A 25,713-nucleotide genomic window follows, 5' to 3' on the forward strand; every position below is an offset into this window, starting at 1 on the left:
ATAAAAAACCCCGATCCGCGTCATCGCGGATCGGGGTTCTTCGATCGACCACTTGCTACGGTGGTCCGTCGCGAGCCTATATCTCAACGCACGGCAACTTCCTGCTTGGCCGTCGCCGCATCGCCGACCGCCGTCGGCGCATCACCCCACCCACCGCCGAGCGCGCGAATCAGGTTCACGGTCGACACGGCCTGCGCACCGGTCAACTGGTTCGACTGCAACTGCGACTGCAGCACCGACCGCTCGCTGTCGATCACGTCGAGATACGCGACCTGGCCTTCCTGATACTGCGTGCGCGACAGCGTCGCCGCGCGGCGCGACGCATTGACGGCCGCATCCTGCGCGCGGATCTGGTCGTCGAGCAGGCGCAGGTCGGCGAGATTGTCCTCGACCTCGCGAAACGCGACGAGCACCTGCTGCCGGTAGTTCGCAACTTGTTCGTCGTACTGCGCACGCGCCTGCTGCACGCCGGCCGCACGGCGCCCGCCGTCGAACAGCGGCAGCGTCAGCGCAGTGCCGGCGAACGGCCCGAGCAGGAACGTGCGGCTCGACCACAGGAACAGGTTGCCGAGCGTCGACGCTTCATAACCGAACGCGCCCGTGATGTCGAGCTTCGGGAAGTACGCCGACTTCGCGAGGCCGATCCGCGCGTTCGCGGCCGCCATCGCGCGCTCGGCCGCCGACACGTCCGGCCGGCGTTCGAGCAGCGCGGACGGCAGGCCCGCCGGAATCTTCACACCGACCGGCACGATCGGCGTTTCCTTGAACGCGAAATCCGCAGGCGCCTTGCCGAGCAGGATCGCGAGCGCATGCTCGGAGGCCGCGCGCCGGCGCGCGACGCCGACCGCATCGGCCTGCGCGCTGGCCAGCTCGTTCTTCGCGCGCGACACGTCGAGCTCGCTGATATCGCCTTCGTTGAAGCGGCGCTGCACGAGCTTCAGCGCCTGATCGCGCAGCTCCACCGTGCGGCGGTACAGGTCCTGGTCCGAGTCGAGCTGGCGCAGTTCGAAGTAGTTCTGCGCGACGTCCGCCTGCAGCGCGAGCTGCACCGAACGGAACAGCGCTTCGCTCTGCGCCTGGTCGGCACGCGACGCCTCGACGTTGCGGCCGACGCGGCCGAACAGGTCGGCCTCGTAGGACACCGTGCCCTGCGCGCGCCACAGCGTCGCGTTGGTCGGGCCCGTGCCTTGCGGCTGCAACTGCGACGCCGACGACAGCCCTTCGCGCGTCGGCCCGAAACCGGCGCCGACCTGCGGGAACCATTGCGAGCGCGCCGAACGCGTCGCCGCGCGCGCTTCCTCGACACGCGCGGCCGCGGCCTTCAGGTTCTGGTTCGCGGCGAGCGCCTGCGTCTCGAGCGAATCGAGCACCGGGTCGCCGAACACCGTCCACCATTCGCCGCGATGCGCGCCGTCCGACGGCTCGGCCGTCTTCCACGTGCCGGCCTGTTCGCCCGCGGCGAGCGTCGGCGCTTCCTTGAACGCGGCGGGCGTCGACACATCCGGGCGCTTGTAGTCGGGGCCCACCGCGCACGCGGCGAGCAGCGTCGCGAGCAGGGTGCTCGCGGCCGCCACCTTCGCGAAGCGCATCAGGCCATTCGTGTTGTGCATGTTGTCCATCTTCTTATCCTCAAGCATCCGAAGCCGGTACGCCCTGGGCCGGCACGCCATATCCGGCCGAGTCCTTGCCGGCGACGTGGATCTTGCCGCCCGCAAGCGTACGCAGCACGACGTAGAACACCGGCGTCAGCATCAGCCCGAACAGCGTCACGCCGAGCATCCCGAAGAACACTGCGATACCCATCGCATGGCGCATCTCCGAACCCGCACCCGTCGACGTGACGAGCGGCACGACGCCCATGATGAACGCGATCGACGTCATCAGGATCGGGCGCAGCCGCAGCCGGCTCGCCTCGATCGCGGCCTCGAGCGGCGTTCGACCGTCGTGCTCGAGTTCGCGCGCGAATTCGACGATCAGGATCGCGTTCTTCGCCGACAGCCCCACCAGCACCATCAAGCCGATCTGCGTGAAGATGTTGTTGTCGCCCTGCGTGAGCCACACGCCCGTCAGCGCCGACAGAATGCTCATCGGCACGATCAGGATCACCGCGAGCGGCAGCGTCAGGCTTTCATACAACGCAGCGAGCACCAGGAACACGAGCAGCACGCTGATCGGGAACACATACATCGCCGAATCGCCCGCGAGGATCTGCTGGTACGTGAGGTCGGTCCACTCGAACCGCACGCCGCGCGGCAGCGTCTCGTGCGCGATCCGCTCGACCGCGGCCTGCGCCTGACCCGACGAGAAGCCCGGCGCCGGGCCGCCGTTGATGTCGGCCGCCGTGTAGCCGTTGTAGCGCACCACCATTTCCGGGCCGAACGTCGGCGTCACCGTGACGAGCGACGACAGCGGCACCATCTCGCCCTTGTCGTTGCGCGTCTTCAACTGCAGGATGTCGTCCGCGCGCTGACGGAACGGCGCATCGGCCTGCACGCGCACCTGGTACACGCGCCCGAAGCGGTTGAAGTCGTTCACGTACAACGAACCGAGATACACCTGCATCGTGTTGAACACGTCGGTGACCGGCACGCCGAGCTGCTTCGCCTTCACGCGGTCGAGATCGACGTTGAGCTGCGGCACGTTGATCTGGTAGCTCGTAAACAGCGGGCCAAGCTCCGGCGCCTGCTGCGCGCGCTTGATGAAGTCGTTGGTCGCATCCGCGAGCCGCGCATAACCGACCGCACCGCGATCCTCGATCTGCATCTTGAAACCGCCGAGCGTGCCGAGGCCGAGCACCGGCGGCGGCGGAAATACCGCGACGAACGAGTCCTTGATCGCGCCGTACTGCTGGTTCAGCGCGCCGGCGATCGCACCGGCCGACAGCGCCTTGCCGTGCCGTTCGGAGAACGGCTTCAGCGTGACGAACACGATGCCCGCGCTCGAGCTGTTCGTGAAGCCGTTCACCGACAGCCCCGGGAACGCCACCGCGCTCTCGACCCCCGGCTGCTTCAGCGCAATCGAGCCCATGTCGCGGATCACCTTCTCGGTGCGGTCGAGCGATGCGCCGTTCGGCAGCTGCGCAAACGCGATCAGGTACTCCTTGTCCTGCGCGGGCACGAAGCCGCCCGGCACGACCTTCGACACCAGCACGGTCGCGCCCACCAGCACGAGGTACACGCCCAGCATCAGCGTCTTGCGCGACAGCACGCCGCGCACGCCGCGGCCGTAGTTCTCCGCACCGCGATGGAACACCTTGTTGAAGCCGCGGAAGAAGCCGCCGAGCACGCGGTTCATCACGCGCGTGAGCCAGTCTTCCTTGTCGCCATGGCCCTTCAGCAGGATCGCGGACAAGGCCGGCGACAGCGTCAGCGAGTTGAACGCCGAGATCACCGTCGAGATCGCGATCGTCATCGCGAACTGCTTGTAGAACTGGCCGGTCAGGCCCGACATGAACGCGAGCGGCACGAACACGGCCACGAGCGTCAGCGCGATCGCGATGATCGGCCCGCTCACTTCCTGCATCGCCTTGTAGGTCGCCTGCCGCGCGTTCATCCCGCTCTCGATGTTGCGCTCGACGTTCTCGACGACGACGATCGCATCGTCGACCACGATCCCGATCGCGAGCACCATCCCGAACAACGACAACGCGTTGATCGAATACCCGAACGCGAGCAGCAGCGAGAACGTGCCGATGATCGACACCGGCACCGCAATCAGCGGAATCAGCGACGCGCGCCAGGTCTGCAGGAACACGATCACGACGATCACGACCAGCGCGATCGCTTCGAGCAGCGTGTGCACGACGGCCTTGATCGACGAACGCACGAACTGCGTCGGGTCATAGACGATCTTGTAGTCGACGCCCGCCGGCATGTCCTGCTTCAGCTCGGCCATCGTCTTGCGCACTTCGTCCGAGATCTGCAGCGAGTTCGCGCCCGGCGACTGGTTGATCGCCATCGCGACGGCCGGCTTGTTGTCGAGCAGCGAGCGCAGCCCGTATTCGGACGCATCGAGCTCGATCCGCGCGATGTCGCGCAGGCGCGTGACGCCGCCGTCCGGCGTCGTCTTCACGACGATGTCGCCGAACTCGTCTTCCGTCTGCAGACGGCCGCGCGCGTTCACCGACAACTGCAGCGGCGTGCCGGGCAGCGACGGCGACGCGCCGATCACGCCGGCCGCGACCTGCACGTTCTGCTCGCGGATCGCCTGCACGACGTCCTCGGCGGACAGCCCGCGCTGCGCGACCTTCTGCGGATCGAGCCACACGCGCATCGCGTAGTCGCCCGAACCCCACAGCTGCACCTGGCCGACGCCCTGGATCCGCGACAGGCGATCCTTCACGTTGATCAGCGCGTAGTTGCGCAGGTAGGTCATGTCGTAGCGGTTGTCCGGCGAGATCAGGTGCACGACCATCGTCAGCGTCGGCGAGCTCTTCACCGTGGTGATGCCGAGCCGCTGCACGTCTTCCGGCAGGCGCGGCAGCGCCTGGTTCACGCGGTTCTGCACGAGCTGCGTGGCCTTGTCAGGGTCGGTGCCGAGCTTGAACGTGACGGTGATCGTCATGTTGCCGTCGCTGTTCGCCTGCGACTGCATGTAGAGCATGTCCTCGACGCCGTTGATCTGCTCTTCAAGCGGCGACGCGACCGTCTCGGCGATCACTTTCGGGTTCGCGCCCGGGTACTGCGCCTTCACGATCACCGAAGGCGGCACGACTTCCGGATATTCCGAAATCGGCAGCAGGAACATCGCGATCACCCCGCCGAGCAGGATGATCACCGATAGGACTCCTGCAAAGATCGGCCGGTCGATAAAGAATTTTGATATGTTCATTTCTGGCTCTGTCTGGTTGAACGCGGATGCGAAGCGGCGTGCCGCTTACGAATCCGCCTTCGCCGGTGCGGCCGGCTTCGCGGTGCTCGCGAGCGGCGCGGACGGCGCATCGCCGCCCGTCATCGGGACCATGTGCGGCTTCACCTGCTCGCCGGGCCGTACGCGCTGCGTGCCGTTCACGATCACGCGGTCGCCCGCGGAAAGCCCGCTCACGATCACGCGCCGGTTGCCGTGCTGCATCCCCTGCTGCACTTCGCGGTACGACACGCGGCCTTGCTGGTCGACGACGAACACGAACTTCTTGTCCTGGTCGGTGTTGATCGCCGCGTCGTCGACGAGCAGCGCCTGGTGCGGCGCGCTGCCGCCCACCTTCACGCGTGCGTAGAGGCCCGGGACGAGCGCGCCGTCGGCGTTGTCGAAGCGCGCGCGCACGCGGATCGTGCCCGACGACGTGTCGAGCCGGTTGTCGACCGAATCGATCACGCCGCTGCGCGAGTAGCCGGTTTCGTTCGCGAGGCCGAGCTCGACCGGCACCTTGCGGCCGTCGCGCGCGCCGTTGATGTATTGCAGGTAGGTCTGCTCGTCCGCGTCGAACGACGCATAGATCGGCGACACCGACACGAGCGTCGTCAGCGGCGCGGCCGCCGCACCGGCCGACACGACGTTGCCGACCGTGATCTCCGCGCGCGACACGCGGCCCGACACCGGCGCGGTGATCCGCGTATAGCCGAGGTTGATGCGCGCCGTTTCCAGCGCGGCATCGGCCGCCTTCACGTTCGCCGCCGCCTCGCGGGCTGCGTTCTGCTTCTCGTCGTAATCGCGCTTCGCGATCGCGTTGTCGCCGATCAGCCGCTGCGCGCGCTGCCAGTCGGTCTGTGCATAGCCGTTGCGGGCCTGGGCAGCCGCGAGCTGCGCAGCCGCGCGGTCGACTTCGGCCTGGTACGGGCGCGGGTCGATCACGAACAGCACGTCGCCCTTCTTCACGAGCGCGCCGTCCTTGAAATTCACCGCGACGATCGTGCCCGACACCTGCGGGCGTACGTCGACCTTCTCGATCGCTTCGAGGCGGCCCGAATAACCTTGCCAGTCGGTCACGGTCTGCGGCACGACGGTCGCGACATCGACTTCGGGCAGCGGCGCGGCCGCTTTTTCGGGCGCGTTCGCGTTCACGCGCATTGCGCCGAACGTTCCGAGGCCGACGACGGCGAGCGTCACGATCGCCGCTGTCGCGATTCGGGAACGGGAGGTGCGTAGGATGGCCATGTGGATCTCCAATAAACGTGGATTGGTTCTGGTTATTCGGAACGGTTAGGCTGGCGCGCCTGGAAGCGGCACTGGAAGAAGCGCACGGCTTCCTCGAATGCGGCTTCGTGCGTCGCGAGCGCGGCGTGCGTGATGTCCGGATAGCGGATCACCTGCGTGAGCACGCCCGACGAGATCAGGCAGCCCGCATATTTCTCCGCTTCGACGTGCAGCACGTCGTTCTGCGCGGTGACGACGAGCGTCGGCGGCAACCCCGCGAGGCGCACCGATTCGATCGGCGCCGCATACGGATGCATGCGCTGCGCGGCCTGCGGCAGATACGCGCGATAACAGGCCGCGCATTCGCGCGCGGTGATGTCCGACGCGAGACGCTCGGCGTCGCCGATGCGCGTCATGCTCGGGTCGAGCATCGGCCCGAACAGCGCCTGCGCGGCGATCGACACTTCGCCGCGGTCGCGTGCGATGAATGCCAGACAGTTCGCGAGCTGCCCGCCCGCGTCGTGGCCCGCGACACCGATCTTCTTCGGATTGCCGCCGAACGCGCGGGCGCGCGTCGCGGCCCACACGGCCGCGCGATACGCATCCTCCGGCGCGGCCGGAAAAGGAAAGGCCGGCGCGAGCGAATAATCGACCGACACTACGAGAGCTGGTAAGCGTTCTGCTAAAAAACGCGCGGCGAAATCAGCGTCTTCGAGCGAACCGCGGACGAAACCGCCCCCGTGGAAATAAAGCACTACCGGCAACCCGGTCTTGTCCGGGCGGCGGTAGAGGCGCAGCACGATGTCCTGCGCGTAGCCGGGAATTTCCACTTCGGCGACCGTCAGCGCCGCGCCCGCCAAGGCTTGAGCGGGCAGCGCGGCTTTCAGGAATTTGCTGAATTCAGAAGCGTCCATGACGATGCAGCATCCATTTCGAGATGGAACGAATTCTGGGTCCGGCAGACATTGGGATAAATGCCTATAATCCGGCAACACAATTCAACGACCCCGAACAATCCGAGGCTGCGTTCACCCACGAGGTGGCGCAGCCTTCTTGTTCCGGCGGCAAATTAGATTGCGGAGGTTGTGATGGACCGGCTTCAGGCCATGCAGGTGTTTACTCGCGTCGTCGATACAAGCAGCTTCACCAAGGCAGCAGAAACGCTCGGCTTGCCGCGGGCGTCCGTCACGACGATCATCCAGAATCTCGAAGCGTTCCTCGGTGTGCGGCTGATGCACCGGACCACGCGCCGGCTGTCGCTGACGCCGGACGGCGCCGCGTACTACGAAAGATGCGTGCGGATCCTCGCGGACGTCGAGGAAACCGAAGCGAGCTTCCAGGCCAACAACCGGAAGCCGCACGGAAAGTTGCGTATCGACATGCCGGGTTCGATCGGGCGGCTGCTCGTGATTCCGTCGCTGTGCGAATTCCACACGCGCTATCCGGACATCGACCTGCAGCTCGGCCTGTCCGACCGCCCGGTCGACCTGCTGCAGGAAGGCGTCGACTGCGTGATCCGCGTCGGCGCGCTGCAGGATTCGTCGCTCGTCGCGCGCCGGGTCGGCCTGTTCGAAGGCGTGACGGTCGCCGCGCCCGCCTATCTCGAGCACTTCGGCGAGCCGAAGACGATCGAGGACCTGAGCCAGCACAAGGCCGTCAACTATTTCTCGAGCCGCACCGGCCGCACGATCGACTGGTCGTTCCTGATCGACGGCAAGGAAACCGAGATCAAGATGGAAAGCATCGTGTCGGTGAACGACGCGGATGCGTACGTGACCTGCGGGATCGAAGGTTTCGGGCTGATCCAGCCGCCGCTCTTCATGGTGCTGCCGCACCTGCGCGAAGGCCGGCTCAAGGAGGTTCTGCCCGGCATCAAGCCGCTGCCGATGCCGATCTCGGTCGTATATCCGCACAGCCGCCATCTGTCGCCGAAAGTGCGCGTGTTCGTCGACTGGATCGCCGAAGTGTTCGATCGCTGCCCGCTGCTGAGCGGCAAGGGCAGCCTCGACGCAACGTGCAGCAAGCGCACGTTCGAGGAAGCCGAACGCGCGCCGGCGCTCGATACGCCGGTCATCAACGAGTGGGTCGCGTAGGTCTGGCGCACCCTGGCGCCTTTTTCACTTCGCTCTCCACGCGCGCATGAATTCCGCGGCCCCCACGCCGGGTGCGCCGCGGCCGTACCGCTTCGCCCGCGCCAGTTGCGCGCGCTGCGCGCTCACGTGCCGCGCGCAAAAGCGGTCAATCATGCCGATCTGGTTTTCCGTGAACGCGATCGTCTGCTCGATGCTGCCGCGCACGTTCGCCTGAGAGCACGTGAGCAGCCGATATGCGGCGATCAGGGTGCGCGCGAGTTGCCGACGGCGCTGCACCAGTGCCTGCACGTACAGTAGTTGCGGGTCGGACAACGGCTCGACGAGTTGGACGCACGACGGATGCTGATCGAACTTGCAGGCCAGTTCCGTCGGCAAACGGGCACGCGCCCCTTTTCGTTCGAGCGGAATTTCGACCGCGCCCGCGGGGAAATCGCGGGCCTGATGCGGATAGACAACGGCCACCGCCAGTCGCGCGGCCTGCAGCGCGCAAGCCGCCTCGAATTCAGCGCCGCCGGACGACTCCAGCACGACGCGCGCAGGAGCCAATCCGGCAATTGCATCGGTCATCGACTCGATGCCGAACGTCTCGTTCCGGTAGCCGAGGATCACCCTCGGCGACGAGATGCGGACCTCGATCGTCTCGCACGTCACGCTGATGCCGACGAAGCTCCTCGAGACCGACATGACGAATCTTCAAAAATCCAATGATCAACAATCCTAATATTTGACAGGCGACATCGCATCGATCAGGAACCGGTTGCGATCGTGACCACGCAACCACGCCGGACCAGTCCGCCCGGTCCGCGGGATCGGGCTGACCCCACGCGAATTCGAGCTCGCCGTGCTGCTGTTCCGCAATCTCGGACGGATCATGCCGCGCGAAGCCTTGATACGCTCGCTCTGGGGCCGGGACATGGTCGGCGTGTCGCGCAGCCTCGACACGCACATCTATCGGCTGCGGATGAAGCTCGCGCTCCAGCCGTCGAACGGCGTGCGGCTCAGCGCGGTCTATAGCTCGGCTATCGTCTCGAAGCGATCTGACTGCCGCATGCGCGCTGCGATGCGTCGGGCCGGCCCGACGACCGATTCCCGCCCCGCACACCGCATGCTCCGCGCCGCCATTGTTCCGCCATGCGTAAAGGATCAGTGCGCCAGCGCGGAAGACCGCGCCGCGCACACGGCGCGCCCCCGCATGGCCAGCGGCCGGCAGCCCCGCGGCACAAGGCTCGCGACGATATCCTCACGGTCCGTGCGGATAACGATTGTTCCAGCCTGACGACAATTCAATTCGCGGCAGCGCCATTTATCGCGTTGCCGCCGCCCCCTAGAGTAAACCCTGTCGCGCACACACCGTTGCGCATCGAACCGATCCCTGGAGCAGGCGCCGACTCCGACGCAATGCAAGCACGGGATCCGAGTCGGCGCTGAAGCGCCGACCCATCTCGATACAGGAGTTACGTCATGAACCGCCGCACCCTTCTCTCCGCCGTCACCCTCGCACTCGCCGTGTCCGCACCGGCCTTCGCCGATTCCGGCACGCCGCACGCCGACGACTACGGCAACACGTCGCGGTACTCGCAGCACTACGGTCCGCGCACGCGCGCCGAAGTGAGCGCGGAAGTCGAGCAGGCCCGCCGCGACGGCACGCTCGCGTACCTGCGCAAGGCGAATTCGTATCCGCAAGGGCTCGAACTCGCACAAGGCCCGTATCGCTCGATGCCGGAAAGCAACCAGCTCGCCGGCGGAGGCCGGTAAACGCACAACGCCGCGCAGCGGGTCGCCCCGTGCGCGGCGTCGCGAAACACCCATCGACGACTCGCTGAGTCAGTTAGTTGCAAGAGCACATGATGAACGACCAACTTCCTTCGCCGCTCGATCACTGGGACGACACCACGCCGGTCTGGACGCCGTTCCGTTCGGCCCCGCATTCACATTGATCACCGGCCGAGTCATCGTCCGGCCGTCAGCGGCGCGGCACGCCGTCGCGCCATTCGCCCCAGTGGGTCACGATGTCCTGCACGAGCGGATTGCCCGCGCGGTACAGGTTTTCGGTCGCCGGGGCGAAGCCGCCCTGGTCCGCGTAGTTCAGCAGGTTGTCGGCGCTCGTCTGCCCCGCATACGGCCGGTCGAAATCGGACCCCGTGCGCAACACTGCGACGCGCGACAGGTCGACCCGCTTCACGCTCGCCGCGCGCTTGAGCGCTTCATACGTCGCGTTGTCTTCCTGCGCGGTCATGCAGTAAGTGCCCTTGCCGTCGGTCAGGATCTTCGTCCACTGGCGCGCGCGCTCACCGATCAGCGTGCCCGAGAACCACGTGTTGCCCGATGACGTGTCGCACTGGATCACCGTCGGCGGCCGGTTCGCCGGCGCATACGTGAACTTCGCGCGCGCGGCCTGCGCCTGCGCGCTGTCGGCGAGCACGACGTTGCGCGACAGCGCGTACGCGGCGTCGGTCAATTGCGGATTGAGCTGGAACACTTCGGTGCGGTAATCGAGCGGCGGCTTGTCGTTCGGGCTCTTCGTGTTGATGCCGAGAAAGCCGGTGTTCCAGCCGGACGGAATCTCGCGCGCATCGAGCTCCCACTGCAGGCTGAAATCGACGAGGTACTTCGACCACGCGGCGGACCCGACCGTGCCTTGCGCGGGGTCGACGCCCGCGATGCCGGAGATCAGGAAATACGTGCGGCGCAGATCGAAGCGCTGCGAGAACGTCAGCGCCATGATCGTCGCCGACGCGTTCGCATAACCCATGCCGGTCGTCACCACGCACACGTCCTGCTTGTTGCAGTGGACGGCCGGATAGTCGGGCGACAGGCCCGGCACGGCGATGTCGCGCCACGGGCCGATCCGGTCGAGCCAGGCCTGGCCCTCCGGACCGAACATCGTGATGATCATGACCTTGACCGGGCGGCCCTGTGCACCGGTCTCGGCAAATGCAGTGTTGCCCGCGTTGTTGCCCTGGTTGTCCTGCGCGATCGACGGCGCGGTCGCACAGGCCGCGAGCGAGAATGCGGCGGCGGAAAGAATGGAGCGAGTCAGCATCGGCGTTCCTTGTTTCGATGACGTTGGGTGAGAACGGCTCTCGGAGACTGCGCGAAGGAGTATAGAACGGGCCCGCGCGATGCGGAACCCGGTTACGAAACGGCTAGCCGTGTTTCGTGCGACGGTGTGCGTGTTGCGCAATGCGATGTGCTTCGTTGGATTCGCACCGTCGCCGTGCACGACAACCATCAGGAATGCTATCCGGTTGGCGGGAACGAACGCCCGCCGACGTGCCTCTGCGCATCGCCCCGTCGACGCCGCCTTCGGCCGGCTCCCGAACCGCTACGCGCGCACGAGCCCCGCAACGCCATAACCGAGCACCACGAGCGCGGCGACCACATGGCTCGCCGCGAGCCACCCCGGCGACTTCACGATGCGCCCGATCGCACTGCCGCCGAACGCGAATACGAGCTGCCCCGCGAGGCTGACCGCAAACACGCACGCGGCGCCGAGCAGCCAGTGTCGGGGCGCACCGACGGCGACCGTTGCATAGCCGTAGAACAGCAGGATCGTCAGCGGGTTCGCGAGCGTGACGAAAAACATCGACGTGAACGGGCGGCTGCCCGGCGGCGGCGCATCGCCGTCGAGCGTGCGGCGCCGGTTCCGCAGCGCCTGCCACAGCATCCATGTGCCCATCGCGAGCAACACGAGCGCACCGACGACACGGAACAGCAAAAGGTGCGACGCAAGCGTGCCCGCGAGCATCGCGCCAATCGTGAACGCGACGATCGCATAGCAACCGTCGGCCGTCGCGACACCGACTGCCGCGCGCACGCCGCTCGCGGTGCCGGCGCGCATCCCGTAGTTCGCGATCATCAGCGCGACGGGCCCGACCGACAGTGCGATCATCAGCCCGAACAGGAAATCGCTCATCGATCCTCGACGCCGTCAACGAAAGGCATCGATTCCAGCGGCAGCAAAAGTATCCGCATGACGAGCGGTGATCAAGCCACCTCGACCCGCGCCGCCCCATCCACCATCTCGCCGATCACGGCCGCGTGGTCGAAGCCGTCGGCACGGAAGCACGCGAGGACTTCGTCGACCGCTTCCGGCGCGCACGCGACGAGCAGGCCGCCCGACGTCTGCGGATCGGTCAGCAGTGCCTGCGCGACGGGCGGCAGGCCGTCGGCGAGCCGCACGTCGGTGCCGTACGCGGCCCAGTTGCGGCCCGATGCGCCGGTGAACACGCCGTCGGCGACGAACGCCTCGACGCCCGCGAGCCACGGCAGCGATGCGTAGTGCACACGCGCGGTGAGGTGCGCGCCGCGCGCCAGTTCGAGCGTATGGCCGAGCAACCCGAAGCCCGTGACGTCGGTCAGCGCGTGCACGCCCGGCAGCGCGGCAAGCTCGGCGCCCGGCCGGTTCAGCTTGGTGGTCGTCGCGACCATCTGCGCGTAGCCCGCGGCGTCGAGCTGGTTCTTCTTCAGCGCGGCCGACAGCACGCCGACGCCGAGCGGCTTGCCGAGCACCAGCACGTCGCCCGCGCGCGCGGCCGCGTTGCGCTTCACGCGCGACGGATGCACGACGCCGATCGCCGCGAGCCCGTAGATCGGTTCGACCGAATCGATCGAATGGCCGCCCGCGACCGGAATGCCGGCGTCCGCACACACCGATTCGCCGCCGCGCAGCACGGCCGCGATCGTTTCGTGCGGCAGCACGTTGATCGGCATCCCGACCAGCGCGAGCGCGAGGATCGGCTTGCCGCCCATCGCGTAGACGTCGGACAGCGCGTTGGTCGCCGCGATGCGGCCGAAGTCGAACGGATCGTCGACGATCGGCATGAAGAAGTCGGTGGTCGCGACGATCGCCTGCTCGTCGTTGAGACGGTAAACAGCCGCATCGTCGGACGTCTCGGTGCCGACCAGCAGGTCCGGGAACAGCGCGGGCGGCGTCGCGCGCTTCAGCAGTTCGGACAGCACGCCCGGTGCGATCTTGCAGCCGCAACCGCCCCCGTGCGACAGGCTCGTGAGGCGCGGAACGGCAGGCTGGGCTTGGGTGGCTTCGGTCATCGTCGGCATCCGGTGAATAACAACGCTCCATTATCGACAATTCCGCGCGAGCGCGCCCGATACCCACATAATTGTCGGCGCCCGCCTTCGTCCGCCCCTTCATTCATGGATCACCTGTTCATCGGCCTCGTGCTGTGCTCCGCGCTGCTGCATGCCATCTGGAATGCGTTCCTGCACATCAGCGAAGACCGGCTCGTCCAGCTCGGCACGATGTCGCTGCCGTATCTCGCGTTCGGCATCGCCGGCGCCGCGCTGCTGCCCGCGCCGGCGCCCGCCGCCTGGCCGTACGTCGCCGCATCGGCCGCGCTCGAGGTCGCGTACTGCTTCACGCTCGCGCGCGCATACCGCAGCGGCGAGTTCGGGCAGATCTATCCGATTGCGCGCGGGATGTCGCCGCTGCTCGTATCGGTGCTCGCGTTCGCGGTGCTGCACGAGCGGCCGACGCCGTTCGGCTTCGCCGGCATCGCGCTCGTGTCGTTCGGCATCATGTCGCTCGCGCTGCGCCGCGGCTTCAGGTTCTCCGGGGAAGGCGTGCCGTATGCGCTGCTCACGGGCGTGTTCATCGCCGCGTATTCGATCTGCGACGGGATCGGCTCGCGCGTGTCCGGCAGCGCGCTCGGCTACATCGCGTGGGTGTACCTGCTGTGGAGCGTGCCGCAGCTCGTACTCGTCTGCGCGCTGCGCGGCGGCCCGCGCGCAGTGCTCGGCTCGCGTACCGCGCTCACGCAGGGCGCGATCGCCGGCACGATCTCGCTCGCCGCGTATGCGATCGTGATCCTCGCGTACCGGCACCTGCCGGTCGCGACCGTATCGGCGCTGCGCGAAACGAGTTCGATCTTCGCGGTCGCGATCGGCTGGTTCGTGATGCGCGAGCGACCCGGCGCGCAGCGGCTCGCCGCGTGTGCGCTGGTCGTGGCGGGTGCGGCGCTGATCCGGTTGTAGGCGCGCGGGCCGACGATCTTCGTCGCGCCGACGCCCGCCCAGACGTTCTATCCGCACCGCGGAGAAGGTGGCGATCGACTCGCACTGCTCCGCGACGCGGCGACACCATCGACCATCAAGCAGCCACCGCCGCCCCGCCGAACGCCCGCTCGTCGATCGCCTCGGCAAGCGTCGAGAATGCCGGCGCGATCTCGTCCTCCGGCACGCATGCATAACCGAGCAGCAACCCCGACGCCGCGCGCCCGCGATCCGCGTAATAGCCGGACAGCGGCCGCACGACGATATTGCGTTCGAGCGCGGCCTGCGCGACCGCGCGATCGTCGACGCCTTCCGGCAATTGCGTGACGAGATGCAGCCCCGCGTCGCTGCCGAGCGCCTGCAGCGTGTCGCCGTAGCGGCGCGCGACCGCATCGAGCAGCACCTCGCGGCGTTGCCCGTACAGCGTGCGCATCTTGCGGATATGCGACACGAAATGCCCTTCCGCGATGAATTCGGCGAGCACGGCCTGCTGCAGCAACTGCCCTTCGCGATACAACTCGGCGCTCGCGGTCGCGAAGCTTTCCGCGAGCGGCTCCGGCGCGACCAGGTAGCCGACCCGCAGCCCGGGGAACAGCGTCTTGCCGAAACTGCCGACGTAGATCACCTGCCCGGCCGTATCGAGGCCCTGCAGCGACGCGAGCGGCCGGCTGCCGTAGCGGAATTCGCTGTCGTAGTCGTCCTCGATGATCCAGCAGCCGTGCTGGCGCGCGTATTCGAGCAGCATCCGCCGCCGCGCGAGGCTCATCACCATCCCGAGCGGATACTGGTGCGACGGCGTGACGAGCATCAGCTTCGGCGGTTCGGCGAGATCGGCGGCCGACGGCGCGATGCCTTCCTCGTCGACCGGAATCGGCCGCGTGGTCAGCCCCGACACGTTCAGCACGCTGCGCACGCCCCAGTAGCACGGGTCCTCGGTCCAGATCGCGTCACCCGGATCGGTCAGCAGCCGCACCGCGAGGTCGATCGACTGGTGGATGCCGGTCGTGATCACGATTTGCTCGGGCGTGCAGCGCACCGAGCGCGACGTGCGCAGGTAGTCGGCCAGCGCCTCGCGCAGCAGCGCGAGCCCGCCGCCCGGCGCATAGGTCAGCAGGTCGGGGCGCAGGCGCCGCCAGTACTTGTTGTGCAGCCGCGTCCACACGCGCGCCGGAAATCGCGACACATCGGGCACGCCCGGCATGAACGCGCCGCCCTGGCGCTTCGACACCCCTGCCCCGTCGACGAGCCGCGTGCCGCGTGCGGACAGCCGCCGCGCGGACGGCACCACGACGGCCGGGCCGGCCGCCGCGTCGGGCGGCGCACCGACGATCTCGTCCGGCGCGCTGTCGGCGACGAACGTGCCGCGGCCCGTCGCCGAGTTGACATAACCTTCGAGCGCAAGCTGTTCGTAAACCTGCGTGACCGTGTTGCGCGCGATCCCGAGCTCGGCGGCCAGGAGCCGCGACGACGGCACGCGCGTGCCGGCCGGCAGTTCGCGCGACAGGATCGCCTGTTGCAGCAGCCGGTGAAGCTGCCGGTAGATCGGCTGTTCGCCGCCGCGCACGAGGCGCTGCGCCAGCCAGTCCGACAACACGCTCGCGCGCATGATTGGCTCCTGAATATTTATTGAAATGGCTCTGATTGCCAGAGCCAAATATGATTATAGTCGCCTCCATGGGCTGTCAACGCGCCCGATTTTCTACTCACCGGAAAGAACATCAAGGAGATGACCGTGAAGAATGCCGACCTGCAGGCCCGCAAGAACGCCGCTACCCCGCGCGGCGTCGGCGTGATGTGCGATTTCTACGCAGCCCGCGCCGAGAACGCGGAACTGTGGGATGTCGAAGGCCGCCGCTTCATCGATTTCGCCGCCGGCATCGCGGTGCTGAACACGGGCCACCGCCACCCGAAGATCGTCAAGGCGATCTCCGATCAGCTGAACAGCTTCACGCACACCGCCTACCAGATCGTCCCGTACGCGTCGTACGTCGAGCTGGCCGAGAAGATCAACGCACGCGCGCCGGGCGACTTCCCGAAGAAGACCGCGTTCTTCACGACCGGCGCCGAAGCCGTCGAAAACGCGATCAAGATCGCGCGCGCAGCGACCGGCCGTCCGGGCGTCATCGCGTTTTCGGGCGGCTTCCACGGCCGCACGATGATGGGCATGGCGCTGACCGGCAAGGTCGCCCCGTACAAGCTGAACTTCGGCCCGTTCCCGGGCGACGTGTTCCACGCACCGTACCCGACCGCGCTGCACGGCGTGACGACGGCCGACTCGATCAAGGCGATCGAGATGCTGTTCAAGGCCGACATCGATCCGAAGCGCGTCGCCGCGATCATCTTCGAACCGGTCCAGGGCGAAGGCGGCTTCAACCCGGCGCCGGCCGAATTCGTGCGCGCGCTGCGCAAGATCTGTAACGAGCACGGCATCCTGCTGATCGCCGACGAAGTCCAGACCGGCTTCGCGCGTACCGGCAAGCTGTTCGCGATGCAGCACTACGACGTGCTGGCCGACCTGATCACGATGGCGAAGAGCCTCGCGGGCGGCATGCCGCTGTCGGGCGTCGTCGGCCGTGCGGACGTGATGGACGCGGCAGCGCCCGGCGGCCTCGGCGGTACGTACGCGGGCAACCCGCTGGCGGTCGCGTCGGCGCACGCAGTGCTCGAGATCATCGACGAAGAGAAGCTGTGCGAGCGCGCCACGCAACTCGGCGACGTGCTGAAGGCGAAGCTGAACGCGCTGCAGGCCGACGTGCCGCAGATCGCCGACGTGCGCGGCCCGGGCGCGATGGTCGCGGTCGAGTTCCTGAAGCCGGGCTCGGGCGAGCCGGACGCGGAATTCACGAAGCGCGTGCAGGCGCGTGCGCTCGAGCGCGGCCTGTTGCTGCTCGTGTGCGGCGTGTACTCGAACGTCGTGCGCTTCCTGTTCCCGCTGACGATCCCGCAAGCCGTGTTCGACGAAGCGCTCGTGATCCTCGAGGAAGTGCTGAAGGAAACGGTCGGCGTGCCGGCCTGAGTTCCCGCCCACTGAACGCGCCGCCGCCGTCGTCAAGACGGCGGCGGCCGTTTCGTCCTTCATCTTCAACGCAGGCTACATACACATGAGCACGGTTCAGGAAACCCTGGCACTGAAAGATCCGTCGCTGTTCCGCCAGCAGGCGTACGTCAACGGCGAATGGCAAAACGCATCGAACGGCGAGACGTTCGAAGTCCGCAACCCGGCGACGGGCGGCCTGCTCGGCACCGTGCCGGCGATGGGCACGGCCGAGACGCGTCATGCGATCGACGCCGCGAACGCCGCATGGCCGGCGTGGCGCAAGAAGACCGCGAAGGAACGCGCGGCGATCCTGCGCAAGTGGCACGACCTGATGATGGAAAACGCCGACGACCTCGCGCTGATCCTGACGACCGAGCAGGGCAAGTCGCTGGCCGAGGCGAAGGGCGAGATCGGCTACGCCGCGTCGTTCCTCGAGTGGTTCGCGGAAGAAGGCAAGCGCGTGTACGGCGACACGATCCCGACGCCGGCGAGCGACAAGCGCATCGTCGTGACGAAGGAGCCGGTCGGCGTGTGCGCGGCGATCACGCCGTGGAACTTCCCGGCGGCGATGATCACGCGCAAGGTCGGCCCGGCGCTCGCGGCAGGCTGCCCGATCGTCGTGAAGCCGGCCGAGGCAACGCCGTTCTCCGCGCTCGCGATGGCCGTGCTGGCCGAGCGCGCGGGCGTGCCGGCCGGCGTGTTCAGCGTCGTCACGGGCGACCCGAAGGCGATCGGCGGCGAACTGACGTCGAACCCGATCGTGCGCAAGCTGTCGTTCACCGGCTCGACGCCGGTCGGCCGCCTGCTGATGGCGCAATGCGCGGCGACGGTCAAGAAGGTATCGCTGGAACTCGGCGGCAACGCGCCGTTCATCGTGTTCGACGACGCCGATCTCGATGCGGCCGTGCAGGGCGCGATCGCATCGAAATACCGCAACAGCGGCCAGACCTGCGTGTGCACGAACCGCTTCTACGTGCATGAAGCCGTGTACGACCAGTTCGCGCAGAAGCTCGCGGCGGCGGTCGGCCAGTTGAAGGTCGGTCGCGGCACCGAGCCGGGCGTCACGCAAGGCCCGCTGATCAACGAAGCGGCCGTGCTGAAGGTCGAGGCGCACATCGAGGACGCACTCGCGAAAGGCGCGACCGTCGTGACGGGCGGCAAGCGCCACGCGCTCGGCCACGGCTTCTTCGAGCCGACCGTGCTGACGGGCGTCACGCCGGCGATGAAGGTCGCGAAGGAAGAGACGTTCGGGCCGCTCGCGCCGCTGTTCAAGTTCGGCAGCGACGACGAGGTGATCCGCCTCGCCAACGACACCGAGTTCGGTCTGGCCGCTTACTTCTACAGCCGCGACATCGGCCGCGTGTGGAAGGTCGCCGAAGCGCTCGAATACGGGATGGTCGGCGTGAACACGGGCCTGATCTCGAACGAAGTCGCGCCGTTCGGCGGCGTCAAGCAATCGGGCCTCGGCCGCGAAGGCTCGCACTACGGCATCGACGACTACGTCGTGATCAAGTACCTCTGCCTCGCGGTGTGACGGTTCAGGGCCTGTCGCTTCGGTGACAGGCCCTGACCGCCCGGCCGGAACCGGGCGGTCCGACGCGGGCCGGTGCCCCTCTCCGCCGCGCCCGCGTCGCCTCTCCTCCCTGCGATCAGCGGAACACGTTCACCGCATCCACGAGCCGCGTCGCCTGCTGCTTCAGGCTCTCCGACGCCGCCGTGCTTTGCTCGACGAGTGCCGCGTTCTGCTGCGTGATGTTGTCCAGGTGCACGACCGCCTGATCGACCTGCGCGACGCCCGTGCTTTGCTCGGCCGTCGACGAACTGATCTCCGCGATCAGGTCCGACACGCGCTTTACCTGCGTGACGATGTCCTCCATCGTCTTGCCCGCGCCGTCGACGATCCGCGCGCCCGACTCGACCCGCTCGACGCTCGCGCCGATCAGCGTCTTGATCTCCTTCGCCGCATTCGCGCTGCGCTGCGCGAGCGCCCGCACTTCGCCCGCGACCACCGCGAAGCCGCGCCCCTGATCACCCGCACGGGCGGCCTCGACTGCCGCATTCAGCGCGAGGATGTTGGTCTGGAACGCGATGCCGTCGATCACGCCGATGATGTCCGCGATCTTGCGCGAGCTGTCGGTGATGTCGTTCATCGTCGCGACGACCTCGCTCACCGCCTGCCCGCCGCGCTCGGCGGCCTCACTCGCCGACACCGACAACTGATTCGCCTGCAGCGCCGTCTCCGCGTTGCTCGACACGGTCGCCGTCATTTCTGCCATCGACGCGGCCGTCTGCTGCACGCTCGTCGACGCCTGTTCGGTACGCGCGCTCAGGTCGTTGTTGCCCTGCGCGATCTCGTTGCTCGCGCGCTGCACGTTGTGCACCTGTTCGCTGACGTCGTCGACGAGCCAGCGGAACATCAGCCCGAGCTGGTTGATCGTGCGCAGCGTCATCCCGATCTCGTCGACGCGGTTCATCCGCACGCCGCTGCGGCTCTCGCCGGTCGCGACGCGCAGCGCCTCGTCGCGCAACTGCATGAGCGGCCGCGCGATCTGCGCATCGAGCCACAGGCCCGCGGCAACGGCGGCGCCTGCCGTTACCGCCGCGAACGCAGCAAGCGGGCCGCCGGCCAGCCCGCAGGCCCAGCCGCCGGCCACCAGCACCGGCGCGAGTACGCACAGCGACGCATGAAGCCGCGCGCGCACCGACATCGTCTGGAACAGCGACGTGAAACCCGCAATGCCCTTGCGGACGATCAGCCCCTTGTGAAAATGCCGGTTGCCCGCGTGCCCTTCGCGGAATTCCTTGTACAGCGCCTCGGCAGCGGCGATTTCGTCGCGCGACGCTTTCGTGCGCACCGACATGTAGCCCTTCGGCTGCCCGTTGCGCATCACCGGCACCGCGTTCGCGCGCACCCAGTAATGGTCGCCGTTCTTGCGGCGGTTCTTCACGAGCGCGGTCCACGGCTCGCCGCCCTTGAGCGTCGCCCACATGTCGGCGAATGCCTCCTTCGGCATGTCCGGGTGGCGCACCACGTTGTGCGGCTGACCTTCGATCTCGTCGGGAGAAAATCCGCTGACCTGGATGAATGCCGCGTTCGCGTATGTGATATGGCTGTCGGCATCGGTTGTCGACATCAGCGTCGCATCGTCGGGGAAATCGAATTCGCGTTGCGTGACGGGCTGGTTATTACGCATGGTGTGGAGCTCCGGGTAGCGGATCTTGCGCCCGCTTGTCGATTGATTCGAGACGCCGCGCATTGCGGTCGATCCGCATGCGCGTGGGTCATGCTCCTGCGCTTTCGGCAAATTCGGCGAAAACATTATGCCGAATTCGCAAAAATATGCATTAAATGTGCATCAACTGGGTTTCACCAAATAATTTGTTTATTGATGAAATTAAACCCCAGGCCAGGCAACGGTTTGACGGGTATTCGTCTGATCATTGCCGGTACTCCCTTCGACTCGATTCAATGCATAAACGCAAAATATGAAATACAAATATTTCTCGTTTGGCGTATTTCGATTGAATCGGAAAACCTGAACGCGCATGGCGGGCGATGGCCGCAATTCATTGATCGGGCACGCACATCGCGCGCGCCCCCGACGATCACCTGAACACGTTCACCGCATCGACCAGCCGCGTCGCCTGCTGCTTCAGGCTCTCCGACGCCGCCGTGCTCTGCTCGACGAGCGCCGCGTTCTGCTGCGTGATGTTGTCCAGGTGCACGACCGCCTGATCGACCTGCGCGACGCCCGTGCTTTGCTCGGCCGTCGACGAACTGATCTCCGCGATCAGGTCCGACACGCGCTTTACCTGCGTGACGATGTCCTCCATCGTCTTGCCCGCGCCGTCGACGATCCGCGCGCCCGACTCGACCCGCTCGACGCTCGCGCCGATCAGCGTCTTGATCTCCTTGGCCGCGTTCGCGCTGCGCTGCGCGAGCGCCCGCACTTCGCCCGCGACCACTGCGAAGCCGCGCCCCTGTTCGCCCGCACGCGCGGCTTCAACCGCCGCATTCAGCGCGAGGATGTTGGTCTGGAACGCGATGCCGTCGATCACGCCGATGATGTCCGCGATCTTGCGCGAGCTGTCGGTGATGTCGTTCATCGTCGTGACGACTTCGCTCACCGCCTGCCCGCCGCGCCCGGCAGCATCGCTCGCCGACACCGCGAGCCGGTTGGCCTGCAGTGCGGTTTCCGCGTTGCTGTCGACGGTCGCCGTCATCTCGGCCATCGACGCAGCCGTCTGCTGCACGCTCGACGCCGCCTGCTCGGTACGCGCGCTCAGGTCGTTGTTGCCCTGCGCGATCTCGTTGCTCGCGCGCTGCACGTTGTGCACCTGCTCGCTGACGTCGTCGACGAGCCAGCGGAACATCAGCCCGAGCTGGTTAAGCGTGCGCAGCGTCATCCCGATCTCGTCGACGCGGTTCATCCGCACGCCGCGCCGGCTCTCGCCGGTCGCGACATTCAGCGCCTGGTCGTGCAGCCGCCGCAGCGGACGCACGATCTGTGCGTCGAGCCACAGCCCGGCCGCCGCCGCAGCGCCGACGGTCACGCCGGCAAACGCCGCGAGCCCGGCGCCGGCCAGCCCGCATGCCCAGCCCGCGCCGATGACAGCCGGCGCCAGCACGCACAGGGCCGAATGAACGCGCGCGCGCACCGACATCGTCTGCGACAGCGACGCAATGCGCAGCAGCCCGGTGCGGATGACCAGCCCCTTGTGGAACCGGCGCTGGCCGGCCTTGCCTTCGCGAAACGCGCGATACAGCGCGTCGGCGGACTCGGTCTCGTCGCGCGGCGCCCTCGTGCGCACCGACATATAGCCCTGCGGCTCGCCGTTGCGCATCACCGGGATCGCATTCGCGCGCACCCAGTAATGATCGCCGTTGTTGCGGCGGTTCTTCACGAGCGCGGTCCACGGCTCGCCGCGCCGGAGCGTCGCCCACATGTCGGCGAATGCCTCCTTCGGCATGTCCGGGTGGCGCACCACGTTGTGCGGCTGGCCGACGAGTTCCTCGTTCGAGAAGCCGCTCACGTGCGCGAACGTCGTGTTCGCGTACGTAATGGTGCCGTCGGCATCGGTCGTCGACATCAGCGTGACGTCGTCGGGAAAATCGAATTCTTGTTGGGTAACGGGCTGGTTGTTGCGCATGCAAGGCTCCGAAAGGCGGATCTGTCGTCCGCGTCGCGCTGAAATTGCGCTCAGTAGCCGAAAAACGGTTTATCGCTTTACGACGGTCTTCATTTTTACTGTCGGCAATCCGGCGGTAAACCTTACCCTTTCCGCACATAAAATATGCAATTCGGCCTGCACCATGATTTCGATCAAATAATCCGGCGATAATCGCTGCGCCCGCCGCCCCGCATGTCACAACTCGCCGCGCGGCGTGCCAATACCGGCATCCGTTGCGCGCGGCGAAACGATTCGGTCTATTCTGCTCAATTCAACCGATATTCGAATTCGATGAAAAATGCATTGCACGAACTGAATCGGCTGTCCCGGAATACGGCGACGGTCGCGCATAACAGCCACAAAGGCGATCAGCCCGCCTTTTTCCGCCATGGCGGTTCGACGCTGTTTCCGGAAGAACGCGAACTGCTCGGAGACGGCGCCGACGCGACGGGCGTCGACATCGCCGACGAAGCGATCTGCTTCGCGCGGCAGCTGTCAGCCGACGCGGGTCTGCCCGCGCGGTTCGAGCGCGCCGACGTGCTCGACCGGATACCCGAGGCCGCCGCGCGCGGCGAGCGCTTCAATCGCGTGTTCACGTCGTACGGTGCGATCTGCCGGCTGTCAGGCCAGAACGCATGGACGCGCGGGATCGCCCTGCATCGGGCGGCCGCATGACGCGCCGTACCGCCGCCGAACGCGACGCGCTTTGCGCACGCACGCTCGCACGCGACGAGGTGCCGCTCGTGTGGACCATCGACCGGCGCGAGATCATCGACCACCTGTACGTGCTGCGCGACGGCGCGCTGCATCTCGTTCCCGAGTTCTACGATGTCGCCGGCTGGCCCGCCGGCGAAGCCGATCACTACACGCCGATCCTGCTCGACTGCCACGATCGCGGCGGCTGGTTCCGCGGCATGTTCGACGGCGCGCGGCTGGTCGCGGCGGTCGTCGTCGACAGCCGGCCGGTCGGCCCGTGTCACGACATGCTGCAACTGAAGTTCCTGCATGTGAGCCGCGACTGGCGCGGCTGCGGGCTCGGCGAGCAGCTCTATCGCGCGGCCCACGCGCAGGCGCGCGCGATGGGCGCCGAACGCCTGTATGTGTCGGCGACGCCGTCGCAGCGCACGATCGACTTCTACCTGCGGCTCGGCTTCACGGTCAGCGCGTCGCCCGACCCGGCGCTGTACGCGCTCGAGCCGGAAGACATTCATCTGGAAGGGCCGATGGCCTGACGCACCGGCATGCGGGTGACGCGTAGAATTTCCCGCTTTGCCACAGCCGCCATCGGCCGACATGGGGAGCGAAATTGCAGAACGAACCACCGCCGCAGGCCATGCCGAGAATCCTCGTCAGCATGTGCGTGGTCGGTCATCCGGTGCGTTACAACGGCTCGGCCAAAACCGCCGCGCATGAGGCGCTCGCACGGTGGCAGCGCGAAGGGCGTCTCGTGCCCGTCTGCCCCGAGCTGGCGGGCGGCTTCAGCGTGCCGCGCCCGCCCGCCGAAATCGCGGACGGCGCATCGGGGCAGCGGGTGCTGTCGGGCGCCGCACGCATCGTCGACGTGAACGGAACCGACGTGACGGCGCCATTCGTCTCCGGCGCGCAAACCGCGCTGGCGCTCGCGCGCACGTACGATTGCCGCTTCGCGATCCTGGCCGACGGCAGTCCGTCGTGCGGCAGCACCTTCATTTATGACGGGAGTTTCGCGAACCGGCGGCATGCGGGGGCCGGCGTCACGGCGGCGTTGCTTCGCCAGCACGGCATCGAGGTGTTCGCGGACAGCGAGATCGACGCGCTCGACGCGCGCCTCCGGCAGATATCACAGGCCGGTTAACGACAATGCGCGGCACGACGATTGTCGTGCCGCGCATCGTTCGGGGAACGGAGAAGCGGCGCATGTCCGGTCGCTTCGCCGCGTCACGCGGGTCAGACGCGTTCGATCGCGATCGCGATGCCCTGGCCGACGCCGATGCACATCGTGCACAGCGCAAAGCGGCCGTTCGTGCGATGAAGCTGGTACATCGCGGTCGTCACGAGACGCGCGCCCGATGCGCCGAGCGGATGGCCCAGCGCGATCGCGCCGCCGTTCGGGTTCACGCGCGGATCGTCGTCGGCGACGCCGAGCATGCGCAGCACCGCGAGGCCCTGCGACGCGAACGCCTCGTTCAGCTCGATCACGTCGAACTGGTCGATCGTCATCCCGAGCCGCGCGAGCAGCTTCTGCGTGGCCGGCGCGGGGCCGATGCCCATCACGCGCGGCGCAACGCCGGCCGTCGCGATGCCCAGCACGCGTGCGCGCGGCGTGAGACCGAAGCGCTTCGCGGTTTCCTCGTTCGCGAGCAGCAGCGCAGCGGCGCCGTCGTTGACGCCCGATGCATTGCCGGCCGTCACCGAGCCGTCCGGGCGCACGACGCCCTTCAGCTTCGCGAGGGTTTCGAGCGACGTCTCGCGCGGATGCTCGTCGCGCGACACCACGACCGGATCGCCCTTCTTCTGCGCAATCGTGACCGACACGATTTCCTCGGCGAGCGTGCCGTCCTGCTGCGCGCGCGCGGCCTTCTGCTGGCTGCGCAGCGCGAACAGGTCCTGGTCGGCGCGGCTGATGTTGTAGTCGACCGCGACGTTCTCGGCCGTCTCCGGCATCGAATCGACGCCGTGAAGCTGTTTCATCAGCGGATTGACGAAGCGCCAGCCGATCGTCGTATCGTAGATGTCGGCCTGGCGCGCGAACGCGCTCGCGGCCTTGCCCATCACGAACGGCGCGCGCGTCATGCTCTCGACGCCGCCCGCGACCATCAGCGCGGCCTCGCCCGACTTGATCGCACGGGCGGCCACGCCGACCGCATCCATCCCGGAACCGCACAGCCGGTTGATCGTCGAACCCGGCACGCCCTGCGGCAGGCCCGCGAGCAGCAGCGACATGCGCGCGACGTTGCGGTTGTCCTCGCCGGCCTGGTTCGCGCAGCCGTAGATCACGTCGTCGATCGCCGTCCAGTCAACGCCGCGGTTGCGCTCGACGAGCGCCTTGAGCGGCACCGCGCCCAGGTCGTCGGCGCGCACGCCGGACAGCGCACCGCCGTAACGGCCGATAGGGGTACGGATCGCATCACACAGAAAAGCTTCGGTCATCAGTGTCTCCTGTCGATCGGACCTGGCGCTTTAGCACTTAGTCCGATCCCATGGCGTGGTTGGCTGGAGTTGGCGCTTTAGCGCTGGCTCCGGCCACATGCAAGGCTGGGAAATGAACGGGGCGCGCCCCTTGCATAACCCGCCGGGATGCGCTTAAATGTTCTATATACGAACATAAGATCGTGTATCGAACGTTCA

20 protein-coding genes and 1 pseudogene are annotated in these 25,713 nt (G+C 67.2%); 9 read left to right on the forward strand and 12 right to left on the reverse strand.

From position 1 onward, the window contains the following. Positions 1 to 83 precede the first annotated feature (83 nt). The 4 genes from opcM to DM992_RS24415 are packed head-to-tail and all read right to left on the reverse strand — an operon-like array spanning position 84 to position 6,986. Complete coding sequence (gene opcM, locus DM992_RS24400) at positions 84 to 1,619, reverse strand: multidrug efflux transporter outer membrane subunit OpcM (RefSeq protein ID WP_111018988.1); 1,536 nt, start codon at positions 1,617 to 1,619, stop codon at positions 84 to 86. A 10-nt stretch (positions 1,620 to 1,629) separates the two neighbouring features. Continuing rightward, positions 1,630 to 4,830 (reverse strand): multidrug efflux RND transporter permease subunit CeoB, encoded by a 3,201-nt coding sequence (ceoB, locus tag DM992_RS24405; protein ID WP_111018989.1) that lies wholly within the window; start codon positions 4,828 to 4,830, stop codon positions 1,630 to 1,632. A 45-nt stretch (positions 4,831 to 4,875) separates the two neighbouring features. Then, positions 4,876 to 6,093 carry a multidrug efflux RND transporter periplasmic adaptor subunit CeoA gene (gene ceoA / locus DM992_RS24410; RefSeq protein WP_111018990.1) on the reverse strand — a complete coding sequence of 406 codons (1,218 nt, stop codon included), beginning with the start codon at positions 6,091 to 6,093 and terminating at the stop codon, positions 4,876 to 4,878. Between the two features lie 32 nt (positions 6,094 to 6,125). Continuing rightward, on the reverse strand, positions 6,126 to 6,986 hold the full coding sequence (locus DM992_RS24415; protein ID WP_027781544.1) for an alpha/beta hydrolase: 861 nt from the start codon (positions 6,984 to 6,986) through the stop codon (positions 6,126 to 6,128). Positions 6,987 to 7,160: 174 nt separating this feature from the next. On the opposite strand from DM992_RS24415, the gene ceoR reads away from it, so the two are divergent. Then, entirely contained in the window at positions 7,161 to 8,165 is a 1,005-nt protein-coding gene (gene ceoR, locus DM992_RS24420) for a putative multidrug efflux transcriptional regulator CeoR (RefSeq protein WP_072444546.1), read from the forward strand. Positions 8,166 to 8,189: 24 nt separating this feature from the next. Here ceoR and DM992_RS24425 read toward each other — a convergent pair whose 3' ends face one another. Further along, positions 8,190 to 8,849, reverse strand: coding sequence for a hypothetical protein (locus DM992_RS24425; protein ID WP_111018991.1), 660 nt, complete (start codon positions 8,847 to 8,849; stop codon positions 8,190 to 8,192). 157 nt (positions 8,850 to 9,006) lie between these two features. On the opposite strand from DM992_RS24425, the gene DM992_RS42865 reads away from it, so the two are divergent. Then, the gene (locus DM992_RS42865) at positions 9,007 to 9,441 is read left to right on the forward strand and encodes a helix-turn-helix domain-containing protein (RefSeq protein WP_239511437.1); all 435 of its coding nucleotides are present in this window, start codon (positions 9,007 to 9,009) and stop codon (positions 9,439 to 9,441) included. Positions 9,442 to 9,626: 185 nt separating this feature from the next. Beyond that, complete coding sequence (locus DM992_RS24435; RefSeq protein ID WP_111018992.1) at positions 9,627 to 9,920, forward strand: DUF4148 domain-containing protein; 294 nt, start codon at positions 9,627 to 9,629, stop codon at positions 9,918 to 9,920. A 208-nt stretch (positions 9,921 to 10,128) separates the two neighbouring features. Here DM992_RS24435 and DM992_RS24440 read toward each other — a convergent pair whose 3' ends face one another. From DM992_RS24440 to selD, 3 genes are all read right to left on the reverse strand, one after another. Further along, positions 10,129 to 11,208, reverse strand: a complete 1,080-nt coding sequence (locus DM992_RS24440) for a purine nucleoside permease (RefSeq protein WP_034181744.1) — start codon at positions 11,206 to 11,208, stop codon at positions 10,129 to 10,131. Positions 11,209 to 11,490: 282 nt separating this feature from the next. Further along, on the reverse strand, positions 11,491 to 12,081 hold the full coding sequence (locus tag DM992_RS24445) for a LysE family transporter (RefSeq protein WP_111018993.1): 591 nt from the start codon (positions 12,079 to 12,081) through the stop codon (positions 11,491 to 11,493). A gap of 71 nt (positions 12,082 to 12,152) precedes the next feature. Next, the gene (gene selD / locus DM992_RS24450) at positions 12,153 to 13,217 is read right to left on the reverse strand and encodes a selenide, water dikinase SelD (protein ID WP_111020374.1); all 1,065 of its coding nucleotides are present in this window, start codon (positions 13,215 to 13,217) and stop codon (positions 12,153 to 12,155) included. A gap of 105 nt (positions 13,218 to 13,322) precedes the next feature. On the opposite strand from selD, the gene DM992_RS24455 reads away from it, so the two are divergent. Next, complete coding sequence (locus tag DM992_RS24455) at positions 13,323 to 14,159, forward strand: DMT family transporter (RefSeq protein WP_111018994.1); 837 nt, start codon at positions 13,323 to 13,325, stop codon at positions 14,157 to 14,159. Positions 14,160 to 14,274: 115 nt separating this feature from the next. Here DM992_RS24455 and DM992_RS24460 read toward each other — a convergent pair whose 3' ends face one another. Then, positions 14,275 to 15,783 carry a PLP-dependent aminotransferase family protein gene (locus tag DM992_RS24460; RefSeq protein WP_111018995.1) on the reverse strand — a complete coding sequence of 503 codons (1,509 nt, stop codon included), beginning with the start codon at positions 15,781 to 15,783 and terminating at the stop codon, positions 14,275 to 14,277. 126 nt (positions 15,784 to 15,909) lie between these two features. On the opposite strand from DM992_RS24460, the gene DM992_RS24465 reads away from it, so the two are divergent. Both DM992_RS24465 and gabD read left to right on the forward strand, forming a co-directional pair. Beyond that, positions 15,910 to 17,193: a 4-aminobutyrate--2-oxoglutarate transaminase gene (locus tag DM992_RS24465; protein WP_105391109.1), complete on the forward strand. Its 1,284-nt coding sequence runs from the start codon at positions 15,910 to 15,912 to the stop codon at positions 17,191 to 17,193. 85 nt (positions 17,194 to 17,278) lie between these two features. Continuing rightward, a complete protein-coding gene (gene gabD / locus DM992_RS24470) occupies positions 17,279 to 18,748 on the forward strand; it encodes an NADP-dependent succinate-semialdehyde dehydrogenase (RefSeq protein ID WP_111018996.1) in 1,470 nt (489 codons plus the stop codon). Between the two features lie 115 nt (positions 18,749 to 18,863). Here gabD and DM992_RS24475 read toward each other — a convergent pair whose 3' ends face one another. Both DM992_RS24475 and DM992_RS24480 read right to left on the reverse strand, forming a co-directional pair. Next, a complete protein-coding gene (locus DM992_RS24475; protein ID WP_111020375.1) occupies positions 18,864 to 20,408 on the reverse strand; it encodes a PAS domain-containing methyl-accepting chemotaxis protein in 1,545 nt (514 codons plus the stop codon). Positions 20,409 to 20,820: 412 nt separating this feature from the next. Next, positions 20,821 to 22,365 carry a PAS domain-containing methyl-accepting chemotaxis protein gene (locus tag DM992_RS24480; protein ID WP_111018997.1) on the reverse strand — a complete coding sequence of 515 codons (1,545 nt, stop codon included), beginning with the start codon at positions 22,363 to 22,365 and terminating at the stop codon, positions 20,821 to 20,823. A 312-nt stretch (positions 22,366 to 22,677) separates the two neighbouring features. Here DM992_RS24480 and DM992_RS24485 point away from each other — a divergent pair. The 3 genes and pseudogenes from DM992_RS24485 to DM992_RS24495 all read left to right on the forward strand — a co-directional run. After that, positions 22,678 to 23,040, forward strand: a pseudogene (locus DM992_RS24485) (class I SAM-dependent methyltransferase); the annotation flags it as partial. Positions 23,041 to 23,057: 17 nt separating this feature from the next. Continuing rightward, a complete protein-coding gene (locus DM992_RS24490) occupies positions 23,058 to 23,618 on the forward strand; it encodes an N-acetyltransferase (RefSeq protein WP_111018998.1) in 561 nt (186 codons plus the stop codon). A 74-nt stretch (positions 23,619 to 23,692) separates the two neighbouring features. Next, positions 23,693 to 24,220, forward strand: coding sequence for a DUF523 domain-containing protein (locus DM992_RS24495; RefSeq protein ID WP_111018999.1), 528 nt, complete (start codon positions 23,693 to 23,695; stop codon positions 24,218 to 24,220). A 92-nt stretch (positions 24,221 to 24,312) separates the two neighbouring features. Here the strand turns inward: DM992_RS24495 and pcaF are convergent, their stop codons facing one another. Next, complete coding sequence (gene pcaF, locus DM992_RS24500) at positions 24,313 to 25,515, reverse strand: 3-oxoadipyl-CoA thiolase (RefSeq protein ID WP_111019000.1); 1,203 nt, start codon at positions 25,513 to 25,515, stop codon at positions 24,313 to 24,315. Between the last annotated feature and the right edge of the window lie 198 nt (positions 25,516 to 25,713).

It is taken from the genome of Burkholderia sp. JP2-270 (genome assembly GCF_003233675.1).
Taxonomy (GTDB): Bacteria; Pseudomonadota; Gammaproteobacteria; order Burkholderiales; family Burkholderiaceae; genus Burkholderia; species Burkholderia pyrrocinia_C.

What these genes read in the sequence shown, in the direction of transcription:
- DM992_RS24475 (WP_111020375.1), bottom strand. Translation starts at nt 20,408, where the DNA reads ATGCGTAATAACCAGCCCGTCACGCAACGCGAATTCGATTTCCCCGAC.
- DM992_RS24460 (WP_111018995.1), bottom strand. Translation starts at nt 15,783, where the DNA reads ATGCGCGCGAGCGTGTTGTCGGACTGGCTGGCGCAGCGCCTCGTGCGC.
- DM992_RS24415 (WP_027781544.1), bottom strand. Translation starts at nt 6,986, where the DNA reads ATGGACGCTTCTGAATTCAGCAAATTCCTGAAAGCCGCGCTGCCCGCT.
- ceoB (WP_111018989.1), bottom strand. Translation starts at nt 4,830, where the DNA reads ATGAACATATCAAAATTCTTTATCGACCGGCCGATCTTTGCAGGAGTC.
- DM992_RS24435 (WP_111018992.1), top strand. Translation starts at nt 9,627, where the DNA reads ATGAACCGCCGCACCCTTCTCTCCGCCGTCACCCTCGCACTCGCCGTG.
- DM992_RS24490 (WP_111018998.1), top strand. Translation starts at nt 23,058, where the DNA reads ATGACGCGCCGTACCGCCGCCGAACGCGACGCGCTTTGCGCACGCACG.
- DM992_RS24425 (WP_111018991.1), bottom strand. Translation starts at nt 8,849, where the DNA reads ATGTCGGTCTCGAGGAGCTTCGTCGGCATCAGCGTGACGTGCGAGACG.
- opcM (WP_111018988.1), bottom strand. Translation starts at nt 1,619, where the DNA reads ATGGACAACATGCACAACACGAATGGCCTGATGCGCTTCGCGAAGGTG.
- ceoR (WP_072444546.1), top strand. Translation starts at nt 7,161, where the DNA reads ATGGACCGGCTTCAGGCCATGCAGGTGTTTACTCGCGTCGTCGATACA.
- pcaF (WP_111019000.1), bottom strand. Translation starts at nt 25,515, where the DNA reads ATGACCGAAGCTTTTCTGTGTGATGCGATCCGTACCCCTATCGGCCGT.
- DM992_RS24445 (WP_111018993.1), bottom strand. Translation starts at nt 12,081, where the DNA reads ATGAGCGATTTCCTGTTCGGGCTGATGATCGCACTGTCGGTCGGGCCC.
- DM992_RS24455 (WP_111018994.1), top strand. Translation starts at nt 13,323, where the DNA reads ATGGATCACCTGTTCATCGGCCTCGTGCTGTGCTCCGCGCTGCTGCAT.
- ceoA (WP_111018990.1), bottom strand. Translation starts at nt 6,093, where the DNA reads ATGGCCATCCTACGCACCTCCCGTTCCCGAATCGCGACAGCGGCGATC.
- DM992_RS24480 (WP_111018997.1), bottom strand. Translation starts at nt 22,365, where the DNA reads ATGCGCAACAACCAGCCCGTTACCCAACAAGAATTCGATTTTCCCGAC.
- selD (WP_111020374.1), bottom strand. Translation starts at nt 13,217, where the DNA reads ATGACCGAAGCCACCCAAGCCCAGCCTGCCGTTCCGCGCCTCACGAGC.
- gabD (WP_111018996.1), top strand. Translation starts at nt 17,279, where the DNA reads ATGAGCACGGTTCAGGAAACCCTGGCACTGAAAGATCCGTCGCTGTTC.
- DM992_RS24440 (WP_034181744.1), bottom strand. Translation starts at nt 11,208, where the DNA reads ATGCTGACTCGCTCCATTCTTTCCGCCGCCGCATTCTCGCTCGCGGCC.